The following is a 7,505-nucleotide window of genomic DNA, read 5'->3' on the forward strand; positions in this document are numbered from 1 at the left end:
CCAAAACCTTTAGGGTTGCAAGTTCTCTCATACGTTCATAATAATTTAAAATACCCAAATTATATAAAACTACCAGAGCAAGAACTCCTCCGAAGAAAATAAATATCACAGTAATTGCACTTATTGAACTTATTTGAGACTCTATAGCTCCCACTAATTCATCTTTTAGCATTACAGTTCCAATAAAATCGTATTTTTTTGTTCCCGCTATAAAACTCTTCATATCATCTGTTTTTACATAAACACTGGATGCCTTATATCCTTGCCCAAGTTTCCTCCACACAGATTTCCCTAAATAACAACCAGTTATATTGTCTCTAATCTCTGACACCTTTACTTTTATAATTTCAGTATTCCCAGCAACAATAATATCAAGAATATCGCCATTTTTGATGTCCAAATCTTTGACCAAATAAGATGATACTATGGCCCCATCTTCCGGCATAGTCATACTTTCCTGTACCTCAATGGAAGGTAACATTAGAAATATTTCATCCTCCATTATGCTAACTGTTGTATCTTCACTTTTACCATCCTTCAATATTTTAATAGATGTCATCATTATATTTTCCGTTTTATCTACACCAGGAATTTTTGATATTCTTGTAACTTCCTCTCGTCTTACATCATTTTTTAATATTACATTAGCATCATATTTATACATATTGGTAAACATACTATTAATTGATGAATTAATAGTATCTCGAAATCCAAAACCTGTAATAGTAATTGCCATACACCCTGCCACACCAATAACACACATTAGCATTCTGGCTTTATTTCTAAAAAGATTTCTTGTAACAGTTTTCTGAGCAAAATTCATTTTTGACCATAAGAACTTAATTTTCTCAAAAATGTTTACCTTACCCGCTTTAGGAGACTTTGGCCTCATACATTCTGTAGGCGAATGCCTTATCTCACTAGTGCACACTGCCGCAGCCGTTCCCACGCATATTACAGTTGTAAGAACAATCGACTTAATGATTGACAAATAGTCAGTATTTAATGGAAATTCTGGTAAAGTCAGCCTACTGCTTGTAAGTCCCATCATTGATTTTGCCAGAAAACCTGATAGTAAAATCCCAATAAGATTACCCAAAACAACCACTGTGAATGCATAAGATAAAAAATAGGTATATATTTTTAGTTTACTATAACCAAATGCTTTTAAGGTTCCAATCATCATTCTACCAGTCTCTACAACTCTTGACATAGTTGTAAACATAATAAAGGCTGCGATAACAAAAAATATCATTGGCATCAAAACGGTCATTGCTTTTGAACTATCAATCTGAGTTATTAGGACATGAGATTTTTCATTATCATCAAACTCTAATAACCGTATTAATTTTGTGCCTAGAATTTTTTCAACATCAACTTTAAGTTGATGTTCATCTGTATTATCCCCAATCTTTAAGGTAATCACATTATATCCAATTAGCTCTTTCATCTCTCCTAAAGCATCCTCTTTTACATATGCAAAACCATGTTTGTTACTATCAGGTAAAAGATCTGTAGCACCAGTATTACTTATATACTCTGGGCTATCTATAAGTGCACATACAATAAAACTCAGTTTATTTTCCGTATCTTTAATTCTTAAATCAATTTCATCACCGATACGAATATTATGTGTTTTAGCATAAGAAGCATCCAGCATACATTCCCGATTACTCTCAAACATCCTTCCTGACATAATATAAGGTTTATCAATTATAAAATCCCCTGATATACCTTGCAAATCGATACTAATATTTTTATCTGTATAAAGCTCTGTTTGTATTTTAATTTCTGCCTGAGTGCTCTCTACACCATCAAGTTTTGAAATTTTCCTTTCGTCTAACTTATTAAGCATACTTCCCTGAATCCAATAATCAGCAACATTTTGACTAGCATAATAACTTTCAGCTATATTAGTAAGGTTATAGTTATATTCGCCCATACCAACAAATAGAAATACTCCAAGCGCTGTAACAATAATCACAGACATTAGTCTTGGAAGTGTGGAAATAATGTCTCTAAAAAAATTACGAATTAACATTTATATCACCACTCAATCTGCTGAACAGGTGTAGGAGAAAGATTTTCCTTCATACTATCCACCTGCCCACTTTTCATACGGATAACTACATCTGCTATGGGTGCAAGTGCAGCATTATGTGTTACTATAATGACGGTTTTATTGCTTTCGCGACCTATCTTTTGAAGAAGAGCAAGTACACTTTTACCTGTTACATAATCTAATGCTCCAGTGGGTTCATCACATAATAGAATATCCGGATTTTTTGCAAGGGCCCTTGCGATTGCAACTCTTTGTTGTTCTCCACCTGATATTTGCGAAGGAAAATTAGACACTCTGTCTGTGAGTCCTACCAATTCCAAACTTTCTTTTGCATCCATGGGATCCTTGCATATTTGTCTTGCGAGTTCTACATTTTCGAGCACATTCAAATTAGGCATAAGGTTATAGAACTGAAAAACAAAACCAATACTGTCTCTTCTATATAAGGTTAACTTTGAATCATTGTAATTCGATATCTCCTTACCATTTACAGTAACACTCCCACTTGTAGGTGAATCCATTCCACCTAAAATATTTAGAACTGTAGATTTGCCTGCACCACTTGCCCCAAGCAAAATCACAAATGCTCCTTCTTTAATGGAAAAACTCACATTATCAACTGCTATAATTTTTGTTTCTCCCATTTGATATGACTTAACTAAATTTTTTATAATAATTGAATCACTCAATTAATCTCCCCCTCATCTTAATAAAAATTATAACTAACCGGTTAGGTGATAAATTTCAAAAAAAAGTACTATTCAAAAATAGTCCCTTTTTTACTCTCATGAGAATTTTTAAATATATTTACAAAAGTTGTTTTAAATTCCTCCTCTGTCATATTGTTATAAGCCATCCAATCGTCATAATAGATAGCAAAGTTAATTGCCGGAATAAATCCCATAAAAAACGCGTCCACTTTCATACTATTTTCATCAAAATTAGATCCACTACATTCCTTATTTACATTACCCATTAAGTTTTTAATTTCATCATTATCTATACATTCCACAAATTTAAATAATAATGAACTATTCGCTCCTTTTTTTAATGACTCAACAACTATTACCCTAAACATCTTCCTTCTTTTCAAAATAAAATCTATAAATTTATTCGCCACATTCTCAATCTTTGGCTTCTCTTCGTTAATATGCCGTAATTCTTGCTTGATTTCCTCACTTACAATTTTTGTTATCTCTATCGTAAATGATTTAAAAAGATAATTTAATATATCTTCCTTGGATTTAAAATAGTAATAAATCAATGCCTTATTAACTCCAGCAGTCTTCGCAATTTCACTTACACTTACACCATCAAAGCCTTTATCTGAAAAAAGCTCTTCGGCAGATTTTAATATCTTATCTCTACTTTCTCTTGCTTGCTCTGATAAATTACCCAAAATACACACCGCCCATTACTAATTCATTAGTTTCATTTTATATAACTATAATATAACTATAATATAACTATAATATATATTTAACTAACCGTTTAGTTAAATATTAGCCTATTTTTATTTTAATGTCAATATATTTTACTTTTCTATAAAAAGATTTTTAAGAATATTAAGCCCTTCAACTATTTTATCAATTTCTTCTGCCGTACCCTTTCTAATTATATTTTCAGTGTTCTCTCGAATTAATTTATGAAAGTCCGCATGTATATCATTAATTTTAGGGCAAATGCTTACATATACAACCCTTCTATCTTCTTTACTTCTATCTCTTTCCACCATACCTTGCTTTTCAAGCCTATCCACAATACCAGATACGGTACTATTAGATAAGCAAAGCTTGTTGCTAAGATCAGTCATTTTAATTCTTTTTTCTTTGCTAAGTATACCCATAGTCATAGCTTGAGGTCCCGTAAAGCCTGTATCTTCAAATATTTTAATCATACTATGTTTATACGATCCCATGACCTGCATAAAAAGTCTTGCAACTTCAACATTATCATTTGCGTTATCTTTTGCTTTCTCTTTTTTATCTAGTTCTTCCATTGTTTTCACCAATCCTAAAGTATTTTGATTATATGTATTTCGTATATGAATATTCCGTTCAAAAATATTACGTACTAAAATATTTCTTGTACGTAATATATTATATATTCATAATATTGCCATGTCAAGAATTGTTGGAAATATTTATGGATATATTTTTGTATATTTACCCAGGGGTCTGACCCTCCTCCACAAACTCTTTATATAATTCTTTTCCTTTTTTAAAATATGAAAGTACTCTTTTTGATGTTATTAGTTTATCATTTCTTTCACCTGTGTATGTAGTGTAGCTACTCCAGCGATAGTCTTCAGGTTTTTCAACCATTTGTGCCCTTACTGGATTGAGATGCACATATCTACTAACTTCCAACATATATTCTTTATCCTCAATTAATTCCGACTTATATCTACCTTGGAATAAATGCCCAACGTAATTATACTTCCTATTAAAATCTCCTGCATATCTGCTATGTACCCTTTTTATAAAATCAGATATATCACAGTCCGTAGTCTCAATTACAAGGTGTATATGATTTGTCATCAAAGCATAAGCAATTATGTAATGTTTATTTTCATAATATTCTATTGCCTCTTTTATGTAATTTAAATATAATTTATAATCTGTTTCGTGTCTAAATATATTACTTTTATGATTTCCTCTTGCCGTCACATGCAATATCGCACCGATATACCATTTATGTATTTTCCTAGGCATTTATTTCTCCTTTTGATTTTTTATTTTTACATTTTTTATTTTGACATTTATAATTATTAACTATTTATTTTCATTCTAAACAAAAAGAGAACCGCCACCTAAATGACGATTCTCTTTCATATTTGTACCATATTAACCCAGGGGTCTGACCCCCACCTTAATTCACTACAATAGGTGCTTCTGATTTCTCTTCTGCATCATATTCTACTGCTTCCGTTATATCACTTTCAAGACAATTTTCACTTGTTACTGATATATATAAATTACCTTTTTCTGCCGCAATTTGTGGAATAATTACTGTTGCAGTTGATGTTGCTACCATCCCTTCTTCTACTTCATCCGCTACTCCTGTAGCTGTTCCTAGGACTGTTCCAGCACCTCTTGTTCCATCTATTGTTGTCTTTGAGTATACTTTAACTATATCGCCTACTGCTAGATCTGTAACGATCACTGTATCTGATGTTCCATATGCATTGTTTTTTATTGTTATATTACCCATAAATGGTGCAGTCGATTTTGATTCTGCCAAATATGCTACTGGTGATGTTATAGTACTTTCGAGCAGACCCTTGCTTGTTACTGATACATAGATATATCCTCGACTTGTCCCGAGTTGTGGAATACTTATTGTGGCTATTCCTGTTACCGCTTTGTCTGCCGTAGCTGTTGTTGTTCCCATGGCTTCTCCTACACCCATTGTTCCATCCGTTGTTGCCGCTTGGTATACTTTAACTATATCTCCTACTTTCAAATTTATAACTGTTACTGTATCTGATGTCCCTACTGCATTGTTTTTTGGTGTTATATTAGCTACGAATGGTGCACTTGACCTTTGTTCTGCAAAATATGGTACTTTTATTAATTTGTCACTTTCTAGAAAACCCTTGCTTGTTACTGTTACATATACATTGCCTGCGCCTGTTCCAAATTGTGGAATACTCGCTGTTGCAATTGCACCATCGTCTCCTTTGTCTGACGTTGCTGTTGCTGTTGCTGTTGCTGTTGCTGTTCCTATAGCCGCTTCATTTATTGTTGACGCTGAGTATACATTAACTATATCTCCTACTTCTAGGCCTGTAATTGTTACTGTGTCTTCTGTTCCTACTGCATTGTTTATAGTAGTTCCTGTCGCACGTGATGAAATCATTGTTACTACTTCTGCATCATATGCTACTTGTGTTCTATCACTTTCTAGAAGATCCTCGCTTGTTACTGTTACATATACATTTCCTGCATTTATTCCAATTTGCGGAATGTTTGTTATTGCTGTGACTTCTGTTATTGTCATTTGTTGTGATCCTAGTGTTATTACTCTTGATGTAGTTGTTGCTGTTGCTGTTCCTATAGCTATTCCACCCGTCGCCGCTTGGTATATCTTAACTATATCTCCTGATACTAAACCTACTGGCTCTTCGTATACATTAACTATATCTTCTAATATTAAAGATGTAACTGTTATCGTTACTGTATCCGGTGTTCCTGATGCATTGTTAACAGACTTTATATCAGCTGCAAATGGTGCAGTTGATTTTTCCTCTTCTAGATATGCTACTGCTGTTGTTATATGACTTTCAATTAAACCCTCGCTTGTTACTGACACATAGATATTTCCTGCTACTGTACCAAGTTGTGGAACACTTACTGTTGCCGTTCCTGTAGCTTGCGCTATTTCCGTTCCTGTGGCCTCTCCTACAGGGTATTTTCCATATGCTGTTGCCGATGAGTATACTTTAACCATATCTCCTGCTACTAAATTTGTAACTGTCACTAAATCTGATGTTCCATATGCATTGTTTTCTGTTGTTATATTAGATACGAATGGTGTACTTGATCTTTTTTCCGCAAAATATTTTACTTTTATTAATTTATTACTTTCAAGAAAGCCCTCGCTTGTCACTGATACATATATATTTCCTCCTGCTGCCCCAAGTTGAGGAATTGTTGCTGTTGCTGCTATATCATTTTTTTCTTTGTCTGCTACCCCTGTTGCTGTTCCTATTGACGTTCCTATGCCTACTTCTTCATCTGCTGATGCATCTTGATATACTTTAATTATATCTCCTAATTCTAACCCTGTAATTGTTACTGTATCAGGGGTTCCAACTGCACTGTTTACAGTAGTTCCGGTCATGTTTTTTGATATTAAGGTTGCTTTTTCTGCATCATATGTTACTTCTGTTCTATCACTTTCAATAAGACCCTTGCTTGTTACCGATACATATACACTTCCCGCTCCTGACCCAAGTTGTGGAATACTTACAACTGCTGTTGTTTCTGTTCCTGATATTGTTTCTCCTCTTACTGTTATTGTTCTTGTTACCGATGTTGATGTTACTGTTCCTATTGCAGTTCCACCTGCTTCATCGTAATATACTTTAACTATATCTCCTGGTTCTAAACCTGCTACTGCTACTGTGTCTGCTGTTCCAACTGCATTATTAACAGGAGTTATCCTGTTAATAATTAACCCTCTTGCAAAAACTGTACCTGCTGATGGTAAAACCATTAATAAAAATATTAGCACACTTAGTGCTTTTAATAATAACTTATTCATTACGTCTATCCCCTCTCACTCTCTTACTAATTTAAATATCATATGCTTTGTTTCAAAACGTTTCAATTAATTTTTCTTAAAGCTCCTCTACATACAAATTATCGATTACTTGTAATTATACTTTATACTATTAATTAAATAAATGGTAAAGTTGATATGTTTAGATCGGAAGAGC

Annotated in this window: 6 protein-coding genes; all 6 read right to left on the bottom strand. The window is 33.2% G+C overall.

The window, feature by feature from the left end; translation table 11 throughout:
- The coding region (locus ACJAX4_RS20280; protein ID WP_435791253.1) for an FtsX-like permease family protein at window positions 1-2,041 on the bottom strand (2,041 nt) is incomplete at its 3' end.
- 5 nt (window positions 2,042-2,046) lie between these two features.
- A complete protein-coding gene (locus tag ACJAX4_RS20285; RefSeq protein ID WP_435791254.1) occupies window positions 2,047-2,751 on the bottom strand; it encodes an ABC transporter ATP-binding protein in 705 nt (234 codons plus the stop codon).
- 68 nt (window positions 2,752-2,819) lie between these two features.
- Window positions 2,820-3,461, bottom strand: coding sequence for a TetR/AcrR family transcriptional regulator (locus tag ACJAX4_RS20290; protein ID WP_435791255.1), 642 nt, complete (start codon window positions 3,459-3,461; stop codon window positions 2,820-2,822).
- Window positions 3,462-3,596: 135 nt separating this feature from the next.
- Window positions 3,597-4,061, bottom strand: a complete 465-nt coding sequence (locus ACJAX4_RS20295; RefSeq protein ID WP_435791256.1) for a MarR family winged helix-turn-helix transcriptional regulator — start codon at window positions 4,059-4,061, stop codon at window positions 3,597-3,599.
- Between the two features lie 166 nt (window positions 4,062-4,227).
- The gene (locus tag ACJAX4_RS20300; protein ID WP_435791257.1) at window positions 4,228-4,776 is read right to left on the bottom strand and encodes a transposase; all 549 of its coding nucleotides are present in this window, start codon (window positions 4,774-4,776) and stop codon (window positions 4,228-4,230) included.
- Window positions 4,777-4,933: 157 nt separating this feature from the next.
- Window positions 4,934-7,330 (bottom strand): hypothetical protein, encoded by a 2,397-nt coding sequence (locus ACJAX4_RS20305; RefSeq protein WP_435791258.1) that lies wholly within the window; start codon window positions 7,328-7,330, stop codon window positions 4,934-4,936.
- Between the last annotated feature and the right edge of the window lie 175 nt (window positions 7,331-7,505).

Origin of the sequence: Clostridium sp. (assembly GCF_051278035.1) — a bacterium.
Taxonomy (GTDB): Bacteria; Bacillota; Clostridia; order Clostridiales; family Clostridiaceae; genus Clostridium_AD.

Coding starts and splice junctions, on each gene's coding strand:
- ACJAX4_RS20295 (WP_435791256.1), bottom strand. CDS start 4,061: ATGGAAGAACTAGATAAAAAAGAGAAAGCAAAAGATAACGCAAATGAT.
- ACJAX4_RS20300 (WP_435791257.1), bottom strand. CDS start 4,776: ATGCCTAGGAAAATACATAAATGGTATATCGGTGCGATATTGCATGTG.
- ACJAX4_RS20305 (WP_435791258.1), bottom strand. CDS start 7,330: ATGAATAAGTTATTATTAAAAGCACTAAGTGTGCTAATATTTTTATTA.